Source organism: Marichromatium sp. AB32 (assembly GCF_003718675.1).
Classification (GTDB): Bacteria; Pseudomonadota; Gammaproteobacteria; order Chromatiales; family Chromatiaceae; genus Marichromatium; species Marichromatium gracile.
On the sequence record NZ_RHFJ01000011.1, the window covers coordinates 36,306 to 53,032 of the forward strand.

The following is a 16,727-nucleotide window of genomic DNA, read 5'->3' on the forward strand; positions in this document are numbered from 1 at the left end:
CAGCCGCCAGTCGCCAGCCGCCAGGAAGTTTGAACCGCAAAGCCGCGAAGGGCGCGAAGGAGAGAAGAGCCTCCAGCGATCAGCCTCCAGTCGCCAGTGGTCGCCTGTCTTCGAGTGTTGGTCGGAAACGCACGCCAACCGATGGCCGACAGTGAATGGAGCGCGGCGCTATCGTCGAGGCCGCCCTTCCACTGGCGGCTGGCCGCTGATCGCTGGCAGCTTGAATCCCTTCGCGTGCTTTGCGGCTTGGCGGTTCGAATCCGCTTCCAGCGATCAGCCTCCAGCTGCCAGTGGCTGCCTGTCTTTGAATGTTGGCCGGAAACGCACGCCAACCGGTAGCCGACAGTGAATGGAGCGTGGCGCTATCGTTGAGGTCGTCCACCTACTGGCGGCTGGCCGCTGATGGCTGGCAGCTTGAATCCCTTCGCGTCCTTTGCGGCTTTGCGGTTCAATCTCCTGGTCGCTGGTCGCTGGTCGCTGGTCGCTGGTCGCTGGTCGCTGGTCGCTGGTCGAATGCCTTCACCTCGCGGGGCGCTTTGCGCTTCAATCCAGGCCTTGCCCGGTGCGTCCCGCGCCGGGTGCTCGTTCACTCGTACAAGGAAACCGAACTCATGCACGATCGATCCCGTACCGGCGCCTCGGGTGCCATTGTCTTGATGTTGGTCCTGGCACTGGGGGCCTCGGCGGCCTGGGGGCAGGCGCCCTCGGCGGCGCTCTGGGGCTATGGGGTCAAGCCCTGTGGCGAGTTCCTGGCGGTGGCGCCCGGGGCAGCGGCACCGACGGCGCTGGCCGACCCCGAGTATCTGCACTATCGCGAGTGGTTCGCCGGGCTGATCTCGGGGCTGAACCTTGCCACCGGCGGTGACGTGCTGCATGGCGCCGCGCTGGATGCGGCGCTGGCGCGGGTACAGGCCTATTGCGAGGCCGATCCCAGACAGGACTTCTTCAACGCCGCGCTGCGCCTGCTGCGCACTCTTCAAAAGGGTCAGCAATCTGACGGCTGAGTTCGGTCGTCACGAAATGGTCATATCGCGTTCATGGAACGTGCATCGCCGCCGACCACAATACGGCGCTGCCATTCAACGCCCACTGGGAGCTTTCCATGAACAAGACGCTCGTCGCCGCGGCCGTCACCCTTGCCGCGGCCTCCCTGTCGTCACAGGCCATGGCCCGCGACTCCATCTATATCGTCGGGTCCTCGACCGTGTTCCCCTTCTCGACCGCGGTGGCCGAGACCTTCGGTCGCAATACCGACTTTGCCACCCCCAAGGTCGAGTCGACCGGTTCCGGGGGCGGGCTGAAGCTGTTCTGCGCCGGTGTCGGCGTCGATCACCCCGACATCACCAACGCCTCGCGGCGGATGAAGGCCTCTGAGTTCGAGCGCTGCCAGGAGGCCGGCGTCGAGGACATCACCGAGGTCAAGATCGGCTACGACGGTATCGCCCTGGCCAACTCCCGCGAGGCCGAGCAGTTCGATCTGTCGCTGCGCGACATCTGGCTGGCCCTGGCCAAGGACGTGCCCAACGAGGCCGGCGAGCTGATCCCCAACCCCTACCAGACCTGGAACGAGGTCAACCCGGATCTGCCCGAGGTCGCCATCGAGGTGCTGGGTCCGCCCCCGACCTCCGGGACCCGTGACGCCTTCGTCGAGTTGGCGATGGAGGGCGGCTGCAAGACCTACGACTTCATCAAGGCGATGAAGAAAGAGGACAAGTCCAAGTACAAGGCGGTCTGTCACGGCATCCGTGAGGACGGCGCCTATGTCGAGGCCGGCGAGAACGACAACCTGATCGTGCAGAAGCTGGTCGCCAACCCCGATGCGATCGGCATCTTCGGCTTCAGCTTCCTCGACCAGAACGCCGATCAGGTGCAGGGCTCCAAGGTCGACGGCGTCGAGCCGACCTTCGAGAGCATCGCCGATGGCGACTACCCGGTCTCGCGTTCGCTCTTTTTCTACGTCAAGAACGCGCACGTCGGCACCATCCCCGGCATCGAGGAGTTCGTCGCCGAGTTCACCGGCGAGCAGGCCTGGGGCCCCGAGGGTTATCTGGTCGACAAGGGCCTGATCCCGCTGCCCGACGCCATGCGCGCCGAGGTTGCCAGCGCCGCTCAGTCGTTCGCGCCGATGTCCCGGCCCTGAGTCGAGTCCTGAGCATCGCGACCAGGGATGGTCGCCCGTCCTGAATCGGCGCCCCGCGGGGCGCTGATCGTCGTTCGTCTAGCCTGCCGGGAACCCAATGCAAGACTGGATCCTTCTCCTCGTGCTGCTCGCGGTCATGACCGCGGCCTATCATCTCGGACGTCGCCGCGCGGTCACCGGCGCCGGTGGTCCGTCGCAGGTCCACCGCCTGCATTCGCTGCCCGCCTACTACGGTCTCTATGCCGCGCTCTGGGCGGGGCTGCCGGCGCTGTTGCTGCTGGCGCTGTGGATCGGTCTGCAGGACCAGCTGGTGCTGATGCTGCTGCAGGCGCAGCTGCCCGAGGAGATGACCGCCGGGCTCTCCGAGGGACGGCTCGGGCTGCTGGTCAACGACATCAGGAATCTCGCCTCGGGGGCGATGCTCTCGACCGAGATCACCCCGGAGTTGCAGGCCGCCGCCGATCAGTACGCCCGACTCGACCAGCTGGGACAGTGGTCGATGTGGACCGCGGTGCTGGCCCTGGCGCTGACCGGCGGCTGGGTCGCCTGGGGACGCACGCATCCAGGGTTCAAGGCGCGCAACCAGGTCGAGACCATGGTGATGGCGATCATGGTGTTGTTCTCCTCGATTGCCATCCTCACCACCCTGGGGATCGTGCTCTCGGTGCTGTTCGAGTCGCTGCGCTTCTTCTCCATGGTCTCGCCGCTGGAGTTCTTCCTCGGCACCCTGTGGAGCCCGCAGACGGCGCTGCGTGCCGATCAGGTCGGCGCCAGCGGGGCCTTCGGCGCGGTGCCGCTGTTCACCGGGACGCTGATGGTCTCGGCGATCGCCATGCTGGTCGCCGTCCCCATCGGACTGCTCTCGGCGATCTATCTCTCCGAATACGCGCCACGACGTCTGCGCGCCGTGGCCAAGCCGGTGCTGGAGGTGCTGGCCGGGATTCCCACGGTGGTCTACGGCTTCTTCGCCGCGCTCACCGTCGCCCCCTTCATCCGCGAGCTGGGCCAGTCGGTCGGGCTCGATGTCGCCTCCGAGAGCGCGCTCGCCGCCGGGTTGGTGATGGGGGTGATGATCATCCCCTTCGTCTCCTCGCTCTCCGAAGACGTGATCAACGCGGTGCCGCAGTCGCTGCGCGACGGCTCCTACGCGCTCGGCGCGACCGAGTCCGAGACCATCAAGCGGGTGATCATCCCGGCGGCGCTGCCGGGCATCGTCGGCGGCGTCCTGCTCGCCGTCTCGCGCGCCATCGGCGAGACCATGATCGTGGTGATGGCCGCGGGGCTGGCAGCCAATCTCACCGCCAATCCGCTCGACAGCGTCACCACGGTCACGGTGCAGATCGTCACCCTGCTCACCGGCGACCAGGAGTTCGACAGCGCCAAGACGCTTGCTGCCTTCGCCCTCGGTCTGACGCTGTTCGCCGTGACCCTGGTGCTCAACGTCGTCGCCCTTCACATCGTGCGCAAATACCGTGAGCAATATGACTGATCAGACCCCGGCGAGCGCGCCGAACCAGCGCACCATCGATGCCGTCAACGCCAGCCTCAAGCGTCGCCGCGCCAAGGAGCGCCGCTTCCGTCGTCTCGGCGCTGCGGCGGTGGCCCTGGGCCTGCTGTTCGTGGCGCTGCTGTTCACCGACATCATCGCCAAGGGCCATACCGCCTTCCAGCAGACCTATATCAAGCTGCCGGTCGCGCTCGAGCGCGCGCAGATCGACCCCGAGGGCAGCGGCTCGGCCGAGGTCATCGCCCGCGCCAACTATCTCGGCATCATCCGCGCTGCGCTGCGCGAGCACTTCCCCGAGGTCACGGCCCGGCGCGACAAGCGCGCGCTCTATCAGATGGTGAGCGTCGGCGCGCCGCAGCTGCTGCGTGACCGGGTACTCGCCGATCCGGCGCTGATCGGCACCACCGCCGAGGTCTGGCTGCTCGCCGACGACGACATCGACATGGTGGTCAAGGGCTATATCGATCGCGACCTGCCCGAGTCCGAGCGTCGGGTCAAGGATCGCACCCTCGGCTGGATCGAGCGGCTGGAGGCCGAGGGACGCATCGCCAAGCGCTTCAACACCATCTTCTTCACCAATGGCACCTCGCGCGAGCCCGAGCTTGCCGGCATCGCCGGGGCGCTTGCCGGGTCCTTCTACACCCTGGCGTTGACGCTGCTGCTGTCCTTCCCGATCGGCGTGGGCGCGGCCATCTATCTCGAGGAGTTCGCGCCGAAGAACCGCTGGACCGATGTGATCGAGGTCAACATCAACAACCTCGCGGCGGTGCCCTCGATCGTCTTCGGTCTGCTCGGGTTGGCGGTGTTCATCGGCATCTTCGGGGTGCCGCGCTCGACCCCGCTGGTGGCGGCGCTGGTGCTGACCCTGATGACCCTGCCGACGATCATCATCTCCAGCCGCGCGGCGCTGAAGTCGGTGCCGCCCTCGATCCGCGAGGCCGCGCTCGGCGTCGGTGCCTCGCCGCTGCAGACCCAGTTCCATCACGTGCTGCCGCTGGCGCTGCCGGGCATGCTCACCGGCGCCATCATCGGTATGGCCCAGGCGCTGGGCGAGACCGCGCCGCTGCTGATGATCGGCATGATCGCCTTCATCGTCGACGTGCCCGCCGGGTTCACCGATCCGGCGACCGTGCTGCCGGTGCAGATCTTCCTCTGGGCCGACAGCCCGGAGCGCGGCTTCGTCGAGCGCACCTCGGCCGCGATCATGGTGCTGCTCGCCTTCCTGATCCTGATGAACCTCGCCGCGGTGTTGCTGCGTCGCCGGTTCGAGCGGCGCTGGTGAGCCGGCGCCCTGTCCTGAGTTTTCCCCGAGGCTAGACCCGCTATGATTACCACGGTAGAAGAGATCCAACGGAGCACCACCGCGATGCGCTCGGGCGAGCTGGCGCGCTCGCAAGAATCGCGCGAGACCGTCGGCGATTACAGCGTGCCCGATGCGCGCATGCGCTGTCGCGACGTCGAGGTGTGGTACGGTGACAAGCGTGCCATCCACGGCGTCAGCCTCGACCTGGGACGCAACGAGGTGCTCTCGATGATCGGTCCCTCGGGTTGCGGCAAGTCGACCTTCCTGCGCTGTCTCAACCGCATGAACGACACCATCGACGGCTGTCGGGTCAGCGGCTCGATCCAGCTCGACGGTGAGGAGATCTACGATCGCGCGCTCGACCCGGTGCCGCTGCGCGCGCGCGTCGGCATGGTCTTCCAGAAGCCCAACCCCTTTCCCAAGTCGATCTACGAGAACGTCGCCTACGGGCCGCGCATCCACGGCCTGACCAACAACAAGACCGAACTCGATGCCCTGGTCGAGACCAGTCTGCGCAAGGCCGGGCTGTGGGACGAGGTCAAGGACCGGCTCGATGCCCCCGGCACCGGGCTCTCCGGCGGTCAGCAGCAGCGTCTGTGCATCGCCCGCACCATCGCCGTCTCCCCCGAGGTGATCCTGATGGACGAGCCCTGCTCGGCGCTCGACCCCATCGCCACGGCGATCATCGAGGAGCTGATCGACGAGCTGCGCGCCAACTACTCGATCGCCATCGTCACCCACTCGATGCAGCAGGCCGCGCGCGTCTCCCAGCGCACCGCCTACTTCCACCTCGGCGACCTGATCGAGGTCGGCGAGACCAATCAGATCTTCACCAACCCCCAGCACCGCTTGACCGAGGACTACATCACCGGGCGCTTCGGCTGATCCGGCAGGGCAGGGACGCATCCAGCCCCTCGCCCCGGTGTCCGCGTGGGCGCCGGGATCGCTTCCCCCGTCCGCTCGCACCACCATGAGGCCCCAGATGACAGAGCCGACCACCCAGGCCCCCGCGGACCTCGCCCGCGGCCATACCGTCAGCCGCTATGACCAGGAGCTGGCCAAGCTGCGCGGCATCATCCTCGAGATGGGCGAGCACGTGGTCGAGCAGATCCAGGCGGCGGTCTCGGCGCTGGTCTCGCACGAGGAGAATCACGCCTTCCGGGTGCTCGATCGCGAGCCGCAGATCGACTTCCTCGCGCTCGACGCCGACGAGGAGGTGTTCCGGGTGATCGCGCGGCGTCAGCCCACGGCGATCGATCTGCGTATCGTGCTGGCGCTCTCGAAGATCGCCGGCGACGTCGAGCGCGCCGGCGACAAGGCCGCCCGCATCGCCCGTCAGACGATCGAACTCGATGCCCTCGGGCGTGGTGAGGAGCTGCTCAGCGCCAGGCTGCGCGAGGCGCTGGGCGCGCTCGACGCCTGCGCCTGCTGCATGTTCGAGCACAGTATCAATGGGGTCGCTCGCTTCGATGTGCGCGTTGCGCTCGATGTCTTCGAGCGCGAGCCGGCGCTCTACGAGGCCTCGCACGCGGTGCGCGCGCTGCTCGGCGACGAGGGGCAGGAGGGGTTGAGCGCGCGCCAGACCGTCTGCGTGCTCACCTGCGCCCACGCGCTCGAACGTATCGGCAACCATGCCGCCAACGTTGCCGAGCAGGTGATCTACGTCGCCGAGGGTCAGGACGTGCGCTTTCGCAATCGCGAGATCCTGATCGAGACCTTGCGTCATCGGATGCTGTAGCAGGCCGCCTGATTGTGCCGGATCAGGCGATGTCGGTTTTGCTCAGTGACACCATTGTTTTTGCCATCTGCCACCCAGACAATGGTGGGCGGGCCGGGACGCGCCGGCGGTGTCGGCGCGCCGTCCGACCACTGCACTCACTGCGAAACAGGGGAGTAAGCATTCATGTCGAGTGAAGGCTATCACGAGCCCATCGATGAGCTGAGCGACGAGACCCGCGACATGCACCGGGCCATCGTCTCGCTGATGGAGGAGCTGGAGGCGGTCGACTGGTACAACCAGCGTGTCGACGCCTGCAAGGACGACGAGCTGCGGGCGATCCTCGCCCACAATCGCGACGAGGAGAAGGAGCACGCGGCCATGGTGCTGGAGTGGATCCGTCGCCGCGATCCGACCTTCGACAAGGAACTCAAGGACTATCTGTTCACCGAGAAGCAGATCGCCCACCACTGATCCGGCCCCGGCCAGTGGTCGGGAGGATCGAGCCGGCGAGGCGCCTTGGTGCCGACTGGTTCAACGAAGACGCCCCTGGCGATCACGCCAGGGGCGTTTTCATATTCGCCCTTGCGTTGGCATCGGGCGTGTCCCGGGGCCATCTCCACCGACATGAAGAGGTCGCGAGCGAAGGCGGGCCGGGTCTGTGCTCGCCCGTTGCCGGTCGCGCCAGCACCGCCGTCAGCGCGCCATCCGCGCGCCTACCCTCGATTGACGGCTTGACGGCTGCGCGCTACTTCTCGCGCGGATAGGGCCAGGCGAGGATACCGCCCTCGAGCACCTTGACGTTGCGGAAGCCGTTGGCCTTGAGCGCCGCGGCGGCCTCGTAGCCACGCATCGAGACCTTGCAGTAGAGGATGATCTCCTGCGACTTGTCCGCGGGCAGCTCGTCGAGTCGCGAGCGCAGCGCGCCGACCGGGATCAGGTGCTCGCCGATGCCGAGGCGCTCCTCCTCGTACTCCTGCGGGGTGCGGGTGTCGATGATGAAGCACTCGGCACCGCTGTCGACACGCTGCTTGAGTTCGGCGGCCGAGAGCCCCTGCATGAGCCCCTTGAGCTTGTTCTCGAGCACGTGTGCCGAGACGATCACGTGATCGAGCGCGAGCGAGTAGGGCGGGGCATAGGGCAGGTCGGCGTTGGCTAGCTCCTCGATACCGAGTCCGCCGCGGATGGCCATCGCCACGGTCGCCACGCGCTTGCTCGCATCCCCCGGGCCGATGCACTGGAAGCCGAGGATGCGACCGCTGGCGCGCTCGACCACCATCTGGCTGATCAGCACCTTGCCGCCCATGTAACCGGGGATGTCGAGCCCGGAGATGGTCACCGTCTCGATGTCGTTGATGCCGCTGGCGCGGGCCTGCTCGGCGTTGAGTCCGGTAAAGCCGATGGTGTAGTCGAACACCTTGCAGATACCGGTGTGGGTGATGCCGGGGAAGCTGGCGCTGTCGGGCTCGATCAGGTTCTGGCCGATCACCCGACCCTGGAGGTTGGCCAGGTCGCCGTAGGGCGCGCGCACCGCCTCGCCGGTGATCAGCGAACGGCACTCGACACAGTCGCCGGCGGCGTAGATGTCGGGGTCGGAGGTCTGCATCCGCTCGTTGACCCTGATGCCGCCGAGCGCGCCGATCTCCAGTCCCGCGGCCTCGGCCAGGGCGACGTTGGGGCGTACCCCGACGGCGACCACCGCCAGCTCGCAGGGCAGCTCGGTGCCGTTGTCGAGCTTGACCCCGGCGAGCTTGCCGTCCTCGCCGAGGAAGGCTGCCACGCCGTTGCCGGTGATGATGTCGGCGCCCTGGCGGCGCACCTCGTTCTCGACCAGGTGGGCGAGCTGGCGATCGAGGAAGGGCAGGATCGAGTCGGTCTTCTCGATCACCGTGGTCTGGATCCCGGCCAGGTGCAGCGCCTCGCACACCTCGAAGCCGATCAGTCCGCCGCCGACGATCACCGCCTTGCGCACCTTGCCGGCATCGCGGATGGCGCGCAGCGCATCGGCGTCACCGAGCGACTGCAGGGTGTGGATGCCCTCGAGCTCGGTCCCCGGCACCGGCGGGCGCAGCGGGGTGGCGCCGGTGGCGATCACCAGCCGGTCGTAGGAGAGGGTGCGGCTCTCGCCGCTCGGCAGGTGGGTGCAGGTGACGGTCTTGGCGGCGCGGTCGATGTGCGTCGCCTCGGTCTCGACCAGCGCCTCGATCGCCTTGGCCTTCTGGAAGAAGTTGGGATCGCGGACGATGCCCGCCGGGGTGCAGATGAGCTGGTTGCGGTCGTCGAAGACCCCGCCGACATAGTAGGGGAAGCCGCAGGAGGCCATCGACAGGTCGGCCTCCTTCTGGATCAGGGTGATGGCGGCGTGCTCGTCGAGACGGCGGGCCTTGGCCGCGGCCTTGGGGCCGGCGGCCGAGCCGCCGATGACCACGATCTTGAGCGGTTGCGAGGGCATTGTCGGATCCTTCGGAAGGTAGGTGGTGGAACGCGTTCGCGTCGGTGCGCGAGAGGCGGGGGAGTGTGCCCGCAGGTCACCGGGATCGACGTGACGAATCGCAATCGGTTCCCGCTGACCCGGCGGCGGGCTGACTCAGGTCATCAGATTCTTGTCCCTGAGTCGCCACTGGAAGTGACTGAGCAGGCGTGAGCGCACCTTCTTCTCCTTGTGCTTGGCGGCGGCGGCGAGGCGCTTCTCGGCGACCCCGGCGAGGATCTCCTGCGCCCCCTTGGTGTTGTCGTCGGGTGGGGTGCGCTGGGTGTAGTTGCCGTTGGCGTCCATGTCCCAGGCGGTGCGCGAGTCGGCGAGTTGGACGTCGAGGATCAGTCGCAGCTCCTGGCGCAGCTCGGGGTCGTCGACCGGGGCGTGGACCTCGACCCGGCTGTCGAGGTTGCGGCGCATCATGTCGGCCGAGCCGATGAAGTACTCCTCCTCGCCGTCGTTGTGGAAGTAGATGATGCGCGCGTGTTCGAGAAAACGCCCGACGATCGAGACCACCCGCGCGCGCGCGCTGACGCCCGGCAGTCCGGGACGGAAGCGGCAGGTGTCGCGGATGATCAGGTCGACCTGCACCCCGGCGCGGCTGGCCTTGTAGAGTGCGCGGGTGATCTCGGGGTCCTCCAGCGCGTTCATCTTCATCTGGATCAGCCCGTTGCCGGCACGCTGGTGGTGGCGGATCTCGCGGTTGATCTTGTCGACGAGCACGCGCTTGAGGGTATAGGGCGCGGCGAGGATCTTGCGGTAGCTCGGCGGTGGCGAGTAGCCGGTGAGATAGTTGAACAGCTCGGTGAGATCCTGACCGATCTCCTCGTCACAGCCGAGCATGCCGAGATCGGTATAGAGCTTGGCGGTGCCGGGGTGATAGTTGCCGGTGCCGACATGGTAGTAGCGACGCAGCTGCGAGTAGTCGCGACGCACCACGAAGATCAGCTTGCTGTGGGTCTTGAGCCCCATGACGCCATAGTTGACGTGGATGCCCTCGCCCTCGAGCCGGCGTGCCCACTGGATGTTGGCCGCCTCGTCGAAGCGTGCCTTGAGCTCGACCAGCACCGCCACCTGCTTGCCGTTGCGCGCGGCCTTGATCAGCGAGTCGAGGATGGCCCCGGCGGAGGTGCGATAGAGGGTCATCTTGATCGCCAGCACCTTGGGGTCCTCGGCGGCGGTGCGCAGGAAGCGCTCGACCGAGGTGCTGAAGGGCTGATAGGGGTGCTGGAGCAGGATCGGCCCGTTCTCGCGGATGATGTGGAAGATGTTGCGCCGGTCGTTGGCGAGCAGCGGGTGGTCGACCGGACGGTGCGGGCGATCGTGGAGTTCGGGGCGGTCGAGCGCGGCGATCTCGAAGAGGTCGCGCAGCGCCATCATGCCCTCGATCTCGAAGACGTCGGCGACCTCGTCGAGCCCCAGCTCGGCGGCGAGCATGCCGCGCTGGATCGGTTGCATGCCGGGGTCGATCTCGAGCCGCACGATGGGGGCGAAGTGACGCTCGCGCAGCTCGGTCTCGATCATCTCCAGCAGGTCGTTGGCGGCCTCGGCGTCGGGCTCGACGATGGCGTTGCGAGTGACCCGGAACAGCGCGCAGGAGTCGATCTCCATGCCCGGGAAGAGCATGTCGAGGTTGTTGACGATGAGGTCTTCGAGGGTGACGAAGGTGGTGCTGGCGTCGATCGCGATCAGTCGCTTGGAGACGTCCTTGCTCACCGGCACCTTGACCCGCGCCATGTAGACCTCGCCGCCGCCGGGGAAGCGCAGCGTCACCAGCAGGTTGAGGGTGAGGTTGGAGATGAACGGGAAGGGGTGGGCCGGGTCCACCGCCAGCGGCGTGAGCATCGGGAAGATGTTGGCGCGGAAGTGTTCGCGAAGCCGCTCGCGGGTGTCCGCGGCGAGCGCGTCGTAACGCACGATGCGGATGTCGTGTCCGGCCAGCTCCGTCATCAGGGTGTCGTGGATGCGCTTGATGTCTGCCTCGAAGGCGCGCACCGCCGCCTGACACTCCCGCAGCTGCTCGCTCGGGGTGCGCCCGTCGATGCTGGGGGTGTGTACACCGGCGGCGATCTGCTGCTTGAGCCCGCCGATGCGCTTCATGAAGAACTCGTCGAGGTTGTTGCTGGCAATTGCCAGGAACTTGACGCGCTCGAGCAGCGGGGTACGTGGGTCCTCGGCCTCGTGCAGCACCCGGCGGTTGAACGACAGCCAGGTGAACTCGCGATTGAGATACAGGGCGGGATCGTCGAGATCGACCTCTTCGTGGATCGCCGGTGGCGGCTCGCCGATCGTCTCGATCGGGATCTCGGCCTCGACGGCCTGCGGATCTGCGCTGGTGCTCATTGCGTGTTCCCTGGCGATGCGACGTGAATCATGGAATCCAATCCCCCATTTTATCGCGAAAGTCCATGACCGTTGGGTTACAGCCCCCTGCGCCGACATTCGGGTATACAATCGCGCCATGCAGCACAGCGATCCCGACGACCTCTTCGACCGCGCAGAGATGCCGGTCGCTCCCTTTGAATTCAATGCCGATGTCGCCCGTGTCTTCCCCGACATGGTGCGCCGCTCGGTGCCCGGCTATGCCGATCTGGTCGCGCTCTGCGGGCTGGTGGCGCGGCGCGTGGCGCGGCCCGGCACCCGTTGCTACGACCTCGGCTGTTCGCTCGGCGCGGTCAGTCTGGCGATGCTCGCCCGTACCCCGTCCGGGGTCGGGATCGTCGCCGTCGACAATGCCCAAGCGATGGTCGACGGACTCGCGCGCCGGCTCGCCGAGGTGCCCGGGGGCGAGCGGGTCAGGGTGTGCTGTGCCGACGTGCGCGAGGTCGAGATCGTCGACGCCTCGGTGGTGGCGCTCAACCTCACCCTGCAGTTCCTGCCGCCAGAGGAGCGTGCCGGGCTGCTCGCGCGTATCCGTGCCGGGATGGTCCCGGGCGGGGTGCTGGTGCTGGCCGAGAAGGTGCGCCTCGACGATGCCGCCGAGGCCGCCTTCGTCACCGCACTGCACGAGGACTTCAAGCGCGCCAACGGCTACAGCGAGCTGGCGATCGCCGGCAAGCGTGCCGCGCTCGAGCGGGTGCTGGTGCCGGAACGCGCCGAGACCCACGAGCAGCGCTTGCGCGAGGTCGGCTTCGCCCGCGTCACCCGACTCTATCAACATCTCAACTTCGTCGCCTGGGCCGCATGGACCTGACCCCCTTCGCCCCCTTTCTCGATCATCTCGCCGAGACCCCGCTGGCGCCCTGGCGTACTGCGCTGGCCGAGCGGGTCGCGCAGCGTCTCGGGCGCGCTGCCCACGGCGATCTGCCGCGCTGGGAGGCGGCGCTGGCGCAACTCCCCGAGCTGCCGCCGGGCGAGGCGCTGCTGGACGCCGCCCGCGTCGGGCTCGATGGCGCGACCCTCATGCCCGAGCAGCGCGCTGCACTGCGCGAGGCGTTGATGGCCCTTCATCCGTGGCGCAAGGGCCCCTACAGCCTGCACGGTCTGCACATCGATACCGAGTGGCGCTCGGACTGGAAGTGGGATCGGCTGGTCGATGCCATCTCGCCGCTCGAGGGGCGGCTGGTGCTCGACGTCGGTTGCGGCAACGGTTATCACGGCTGGCGGATGCTCGGCGCCGGTGCCCGGCTGGTGCTGGGGATCGACCCCACCCAGCTGTTCGTGATGCAGTTCCAGGCGATCAACCGCTATCTCGGCAGCGAGCGGCTGAGCGTGCTGCCGCTCGGCATCGAGCACCTGCCCGCGCACCTGACCGGTTTCGACACCCTGTTCTCGATGGGGGTGCTCTACCATCGTCGCTCGCCGATCGATCACCTGGTCGATCTGCGCCGGCTGCTGCGTCCGGGGGGCGAGCTGGTGCTCGAGACCCTGGTGCTCGAAGGGGAGGATCAGCAGGTGCTGGTGCCGCCGGGGCGCTATGCGGCGATGCGCAACGTCTGGTTCATCCCCACGGTGGCCGCGCTGCGGGTGTGGGTGGCGCGCTGTGGCTTCGACCACATCCGCGTCGCCGACGTCAGTCCGACCACGATCGAGGAGCAGCGCGCCACCGACTGGATGCACTTCCAGTCGCTCCCGGACCAACTCGACCCGGACGACCCGACCCTGACCCGGGAGGGCCACCCGGCGCCGGTGCGCGCGGTGCTGGTGGCGCGCCGCGCCGCTTGACGATGCTGCCTTCGGCCCGCTGGGGTCGTTGGTTCTCATGGAGGACGAGGATGTCGATCCCCGAGGTGGTGACGGCGCAGTGGCGTCATGATTTCGCTGCTCACGGTGTCCCGATGGCGGTACTGCCGGACGGGTGTCGCGACCTGATCTGCGTCCAGGCGCGAGGGTTCGCGCCGCGCTGGATGGTGACGCCGCTGTTCGATCGCGCACACCTGCCGCGTCTGATATGTGCCGAGACGCGCATGGTCGGCTATCGACTGCATCCCGATGTCCGGCTCGATCAGGGCGCCTTGCTCGGTGCGGTGGCCGGACGCGACCCCGCTGATCGCATGGCGGTGGAGGCGGCGCTCGCGGCGCATGCGTGCCGCGATCCCGCGCTCGCCGAGGCGCTCGCCTGTCTCGCCGATGCGCCGCGTCCGCTCGCCCAGAGCGCGCGGCAGTGCGGCCTGAGCCTGCGCAGCCTGCAGCGGCTCGTCGGCGAGCGCAGTGGCCGCCCGCCGGTCTTCTGGCATCAGCTCGCGCGCATCCGCCGCGCCGGGCGGATGCTCGACGGCGAGCGGCCGCTGGCCGAGGTGGCGTTGTGCGCCGGGTTTGCCGACCAGGCGCATCTGAGCCGGGCGTGTCGTCGCTGGTTCGGGCTCTCGCCGGCACGGCTGGCGCGTGCCCCCGAGCTGCGTTGGCAACTCGGGCAGCCGGGCTACGACGGCATGGCGACCGGCGAGCAGAGTTCGACCAGATAGCCGTCGGGGGTCCGGACATAGGCCGTCGTCTGCCCCCAGGACTCCTCTCGCGGTTCCTGGACCACCACGGCCCCGGCGGTGCACGCGCGCTCCAGGGTCGCGGCGACGTCGGTGGTCTCGATGGCGATCTCGAACACCGGCGCGTTCGGCTCCGGGGTGCCCGGCATCTTGCCGAGCTGGCGCATCAGTGTCCGCGAGGAGAAGGCGAGCCGGGTTTCGCCGGTGTCGAGTTCGCCATAGTCGCCGCCCTCGTCGACGAAGCCGGAGTCGAACCCGAAGGCGTCGTGGAAGAAGGCGAGGCTGCGGGCGACGTCCTCGACGTAGAGGATGGTGTATGCAAAGCGCATGGTGGCGATCTCCCTGGTGACGATGGAGCGGTCAGTGGATCATCGTGTGGGGTGTCCAGGCTTGAACGAATGCGCCAAGGTTCCTGTCGACACTTGGCGCGAATCCTTGAGGTGTTCCCGATCGAGGTGGTGCCGATGAGCCGTTTCCCCGAGCAACTCAGACGCAAGGAGCAGGGCGAGGAGGACAGCTATTTCGCGCGGCGCGATCGCGAGCTGGTCCAGGCGCTCGCCGCCGCGCCCCGGGTGGTCTCCGGCGGCCAGAGCGGGGTCGATCGCGCCGCGCTCGATGCCGCGCTGGCGTTGGGGCTGAGCTGCGGTGGCTGGTGTCCGCGCGGGCGCCGCGCCGAGGACGGCGTGATCGCCGCGCGTTATCCGCTGCGCGAGACCCCGAGCGCGGACTATCCCGAGCGCACCGCCTGGAACGTGCGCGACAGCGACGCGACCCTGATCCTTTGTCGCGGCGCGCCGAGCGGCGGCACCGCGCTGACGCTGCGGCTGGCGCGCGAGCAGGGACGGGCGCTGCTGGTGTGTGACCTGGAGGGCGAGCCGGCGATCGCGCCGGTGCTCGACTGGTTGGTGGGCGAGGGGGTGCGGGTGCTCAACTGCGCCGGGCCGCGCGAGTCCGGTGCGCCCGGCATCGAGTGCGCGGCCCGGGCCTGGCTCGCGGACCTGTTCGCCGCCTGGCGCACAGCCCTCGAGCATGCCGCCGGGCGCTGAGGTCTGGCAATCAGTCGAACACGCCCTCGGGCAGTTGCATGGTGATGCAGTGCAGGCTGCCGCCCTGGCGGATCAGCGGGCGGGCGTCGATCGGGATCACCTCGCGGTCGGGGAAGCACTCGCCGAGCACGGCCAGCGCCTCGGCATCGGCCGGATCATCGTAGACCGGGACCAGCACCGCGCCGTTGATCACCAGGAAATTGGCGTAGCCGGCGGGCAGTCGCTCGTCGTCCTCGTCGTAGACCGGGCGCGGGCTCGGCAGCGGTACCAACCGGTAGGGGCGGCCCTCGGGGTCGCGCAGTGCCTGGAGTTCGCGCTCCATGGCGGAGAGTTCGGGGTAGTCGATGTCCTCGGGGTCGTTGCTGCGCGCGTAGCAGAGGGTATCGGGGGCGCAGAAGCGCACCAGGGTGTCGATGTGACCGTCGGTGTCGTCGCCGCTGATCGCGCCGTGCTCGAGCCAGAGGAAATGACGGATGCCGAGCCGGATCGCCAGCGCCTGTTCGATGTCGGCGCGCTGGTGGTCGGGGTTGCGGTGGGGGTCGAGCAGGGTGCGGCTGACGGCGAGCAGGGTGCCCCGGCCGTCGGTCTCGAGCGCGCCGCCCTCGACCACCAGCTCGCACTTCTCCAGCTCGCAGTCGCCGAAGGTGCCCTGGTCGGCGACCGCGCGGGTGATGCGGTTGTCGAGTCCGGCGGGGTACTTGCCGCCCCAGCCGTTGAAGCGGAAGTCGAGCAGCAAGGGGCGGCCGCGCCCGGTGATCACGGTGATCGGGCCGTGATCGCGCGCCCAGGTGTCGTTGCTCGGCGCGGTGGCCAGGCGCAGCCGCTCGGTCTCGGCGCCGGCCTGCTCGCAGCGGGCGCGCACGGCGGTGGCGTGGTCCGGGTCGCGACAGACGATCAGCACCGGCTCGAAGGCACTGATCCGCGCCGCCAGCTCCGCATAGAGCGTCTCGACCGCCGTGAGTTGATCCACCCAGTCGGTCTCGTCGTGAGGCCAGGTGAGCATGACCCCGCTCTGGGGTTCCCATTCAGCAGGCAGTCGGCGCATGGTCGGTGTCTCGGCTGTGTTCAGCGATGCCGCGTCGCGCACTCCCGGCGACGGGCGAGAGGGCCGCTGTGGCACGTGATCCGGTGCGGCCGGTGTTTGCAAAGATTGTGTGGATTCGACGCCCGCTTGTAAATCCCGGCTCGCCAGCCGCCAGCCGCGGGAAGTTTGAACCGCAAAGCCGCAAAGGGCGCGAAGGGATTCAAGCTGCCAGCCATCAGCGGCCAGCCGCCAGTGGATGGTCGGCCTCGACGATAGCGCCACTCCCCATTCGCTGTCAGCGACCGGTTGGCGTGCGTTTCCGACCAACACTCGAAGACAGGCAGCCACTGGCGGCTGGAGGCTGATCGCTGGAAGCTGCTTTGAACCGCAAAGGCCCAAAGGGCGCGAAGGGATTCAAGCTGCTAGCCATCAGCGGCCAGCCGCCAGTGGATGGTCGGCCTCGACGATAGCGCCACTCCCCATTCGCTGTCAGCGACCGGTTGGCGTGCGTTTCCGACCAACACTCGAAGACAGGCAGTCACTGGCGGCTGGAGGCTGATCGCTGGAAGCTGCTTTGAACCGCAAAGGCCCA

Annotated in this window: 15 protein-coding genes; 11 read left to right on the top strand and 4 right to left on the bottom strand. The window is 68.1% G+C overall.

The window, feature by feature from the left end:
• Nucleotides 1-611: 611 nt before the first annotated feature.
• The 7 genes from EBL85_RS05615 (at nt 612) to EBL85_RS05645 (ending at nt 7,141) form a co-directional block, all read left to right on the top strand.
• Nucleotides 612-1,004, top strand: coding sequence for a hypothetical protein (locus tag EBL85_RS05615; RefSeq protein WP_123142364.1), 393 nt, complete (start codon nt 612-614; stop codon nt 1,002-1,004).
• Nucleotides 1,005-1,102: 98 nt separating this feature from the next.
• Nucleotides 1,103-2,140 (top strand): PstS family phosphate ABC transporter substrate-binding protein, encoded by a 1,038-nt coding sequence (locus EBL85_RS05620; RefSeq protein ID WP_123139895.1) that lies wholly within the window; start codon nt 1,103-1,105, stop codon nt 2,138-2,140.
• 97 nt (nt 2,141-2,237) lie between these two features.
• A complete protein-coding gene (pstC, locus tag EBL85_RS05625; RefSeq protein ID WP_123142365.1) occupies nt 2,238-3,629 on the top strand; it encodes a phosphate ABC transporter permease subunit PstC in 1,392 nt (463 codons plus the stop codon).
• Nucleotides 3,622-4,929: a phosphate ABC transporter permease PstA gene (gene pstA, locus EBL85_RS05630; RefSeq protein WP_123139893.1), complete on the top strand. Its 1,308-nt coding sequence runs from the start codon at nt 3,622-3,624 to the stop codon at nt 4,927-4,929. Before pstC ends, pstA begins: the two co-directional genes overlap by 8 nt.
• A gap of 42 nt (nt 4,930-4,971) precedes the next feature.
• Nucleotides 4,972-5,835 carry a phosphate ABC transporter ATP-binding protein PstB gene (pstB, locus tag EBL85_RS05635; RefSeq protein WP_062274156.1) on the top strand — a complete coding sequence of 288 codons (864 nt, stop codon included), beginning with the start codon at nt 4,972-4,974 and terminating at the stop codon, nt 5,833-5,835.
• Between the two features lie 97 nt (nt 5,836-5,932).
• Nucleotides 5,933-6,688, top strand: coding sequence for a phosphate signaling complex protein PhoU (gene phoU, locus EBL85_RS05640; RefSeq protein ID WP_123139892.1), 756 nt, complete (start codon nt 5,933-5,935; stop codon nt 6,686-6,688).
• Nucleotides 6,689-6,853: 165 nt separating this feature from the next.
• Nucleotides 6,854-7,141 (top strand): encapsulin-associated ferritin-like protein, encoded by a 288-nt coding sequence (locus EBL85_RS05645; protein ID WP_123139891.1) that lies wholly within the window; start codon nt 6,854-6,856, stop codon nt 7,139-7,141.
• Nucleotides 7,142-7,415: 274 nt separating this feature from the next.
• Here EBL85_RS05645 and EBL85_RS05650 read toward each other — a convergent pair whose 3' ends face one another.
• Entirely contained in the window at nt 7,416-9,119 is a 1,704-nt protein-coding gene (locus EBL85_RS05650; RefSeq protein ID WP_123142366.1) for an FAD-dependent oxidoreductase, read from the bottom strand.
• A 135-nt stretch (nt 9,120-9,254) separates the two neighbouring features.
• Nucleotides 9,255-11,486, bottom strand: a complete 2,232-nt coding sequence (gene ppk1 / locus EBL85_RS05655; protein ID WP_123139889.1) for a polyphosphate kinase 1 — start codon at nt 11,484-11,486, stop codon at nt 9,255-9,257.
• Between the two features lie 118 nt (nt 11,487-11,604).
• On the opposite strand from ppk1, the gene cmoA reads away from it, so the two are divergent.
• The 3 genes from cmoA to EBL85_RS05670 are packed head-to-tail and all read left to right on the top strand — an operon-like array spanning nt 11,605 to nt 14,047.
• Nucleotides 11,605-12,336, top strand: coding sequence for a carboxy-S-adenosyl-L-methionine synthase CmoA (gene cmoA, locus EBL85_RS05660; RefSeq protein ID WP_123142367.1), 732 nt, complete (start codon nt 11,605-11,607; stop codon nt 12,334-12,336).
• Nucleotides 12,327-13,307 (top strand): tRNA 5-methoxyuridine(34)/uridine 5-oxyacetic acid(34) synthase CmoB, encoded by a 981-nt coding sequence (gene cmoB / locus EBL85_RS05665; protein WP_123142368.1) that lies wholly within the window; start codon nt 12,327-12,329, stop codon nt 13,305-13,307. Before cmoA ends, cmoB begins: the two co-directional genes overlap by 10 nt.
• 50 nt (nt 13,308-13,357) lie before the next feature.
• Complete coding sequence (locus tag EBL85_RS05670; RefSeq protein ID WP_190288043.1) at nt 13,358-14,047, top strand: AraC family transcriptional regulator; 690 nt, start codon at nt 13,358-13,360, stop codon at nt 14,045-14,047.
• Here EBL85_RS05670 and EBL85_RS05675 read toward each other — a convergent pair.
• Nucleotides 14,005-14,394: a VOC family protein gene (locus EBL85_RS05675; protein WP_123142370.1), complete on the bottom strand. Its 390-nt coding sequence runs from the start codon at nt 14,392-14,394 to the stop codon at nt 14,005-14,007. The two genes, EBL85_RS05670 and EBL85_RS05675, sit on opposite strands and share 43 nt — an antisense overlap.
• 93 nt (nt 14,395-14,487) lie before the next feature.
• On the opposite strand from EBL85_RS05675, the gene EBL85_RS05680 reads away from it, so the two are divergent.
• Nucleotides 14,488-15,111 carry a putative molybdenum carrier protein gene (locus EBL85_RS05680; protein ID WP_223806068.1) on the top strand — a complete coding sequence of 208 codons (624 nt, stop codon included), beginning with the start codon at nt 14,488-14,490 and terminating at the stop codon, nt 15,109-15,111.
• A 10-nt stretch (nt 15,112-15,121) separates the two neighbouring features.
• Here EBL85_RS05680 and EBL85_RS05685 read toward each other — a convergent pair whose 3' ends face one another.
• The gene (locus EBL85_RS05685; RefSeq protein WP_123139906.1) at nt 15,122-16,180 is read right to left on the bottom strand and encodes an agmatine/peptidylarginine deiminase; all 1,059 of its coding nucleotides are present in this window, start codon (nt 16,178-16,180) and stop codon (nt 15,122-15,124) included.
• Between the last annotated feature and the right edge of the window lie 547 nt (nt 16,181-16,727).

Coding starts and splice junctions, on each gene's coding strand:
- EBL85_RS05615 (WP_123142364.1), top strand. CDS start 612: ATGCACGATCGATCCCGTACCGGCGCCTCGGGTGCCATTGTCTTGATG.
- EBL85_RS05620 (WP_123139895.1), top strand. CDS start 1,103: ATGAACAAGACGCTCGTCGCCGCGGCCGTCACCCTTGCCGCGGCCTCC.
- pstC (WP_123142365.1), top strand. CDS start 2,238: ATGCAAGACTGGATCCTTCTCCTCGTGCTGCTCGCGGTCATGACCGCG.
- pstA (WP_123139893.1), top strand. CDS start 3,622: ATGACTGATCAGACCCCGGCGAGCGCGCCGAACCAGCGCACCATCGAT.
- pstB (WP_062274156.1), top strand. CDS start 4,972: ATGATTACCACGGTAGAAGAGATCCAACGGAGCACCACCGCGATGCGC.
- phoU (WP_123139892.1), top strand. CDS start 5,933: ATGACAGAGCCGACCACCCAGGCCCCCGCGGACCTCGCCCGCGGCCAT.
- EBL85_RS05645 (WP_123139891.1), top strand. CDS start 6,854: ATGTCGAGTGAAGGCTATCACGAGCCCATCGATGAGCTGAGCGACGAG.
- EBL85_RS05650 (WP_123142366.1), bottom strand. CDS start 9,119: ATGCCCTCGCAACCGCTCAAGATCGTGGTCATCGGCGGCTCGGCCGCC.
- ppk1 (WP_123139889.1), bottom strand. CDS start 11,486: ATGAGCACCAGCGCAGATCCGCAGGCCGTCGAGGCCGAGATCCCGATC.
- cmoA (WP_123142367.1), top strand. CDS start 11,605: ATGCAGCACAGCGATCCCGACGACCTCTTCGACCGCGCAGAGATGCCG.
- cmoB (WP_123142368.1), top strand. CDS start 12,327: ATGGACCTGACCCCCTTCGCCCCCTTTCTCGATCATCTCGCCGAGACC.
- EBL85_RS05670 (WP_190288043.1), top strand. CDS start 13,358: ATGTCGATCCCCGAGGTGGTGACGGCGCAGTGGCGTCATGATTTCGCT.
- EBL85_RS05675 (WP_123142370.1), bottom strand. CDS start 14,394: ATGCGCTTTGCATACACCATCCTCTACGTCGAGGACGTCGCCCGCAGC.